The organism is Aquicoccus porphyridii, assembly GCF_008369105.1.
Taxonomy (GTDB): Bacteria; Pseudomonadota; Alphaproteobacteria; order Rhodobacterales; family Rhodobacteraceae; genus Aquicoccus; species Aquicoccus porphyridii.
In genome coordinates this window covers 1-416 of sequence record NZ_VINQ01000158.1, presented here as the reverse complement: position 1 = coordinate 416, position 416 = coordinate 1, and the positions used below count along the sequence as shown (strand labels likewise).

The 416-nt window shown below is 66.8% G+C and carries 1 protein-coding gene; it reads left to right on the top strand.

Annotation, left to right across the window (positions count from 1 at the left end):
• Positions 1–416, top strand: a 416-nt coding sequence (locus FLO80_RS24005; RefSeq protein WP_223145556.1) for a hypothetical protein, incomplete at both ends; no start/stop codon positions are given.

The window sequence follows — 416 nt, the reverse complement described above, 5'->3', positions numbered from 1 at the left end:
CAAGGAGCAGAACCTGCTGGAGGTCTGGGCCGATCATCGCAACAAGGAAGTGCGTTTCGGCTCGGACGCCGGGCTCAGCCTTGAACCCTTGAACCGCGGGCTGGGCCGTTTCCTGCTGGCCCAGGCGATCGCCTGGGCGCAACGACGCTGGGCCCACTACAAGGTGGAAGGCGGCGCACTGGCGCTGAAGGATGGCCTGACCGAAGACGCACGCCTGCGCCGCGACCATTTCATCCGCGCCCAGGGCTTCGACGTCAGCTATGAGGACCAGCGGTTGCTCAAGGCCCGCTACAGCGCCGGCCGGGTCAGTGAGCTGCACAGCGATTGGCACAAGGACAAGGTGCAGATCGTGCCGCTGCTGGACGCCGCGGCGATGCTGGAACAGGCCGAGCAGACCCTGCAGGCCCAGGATGCGG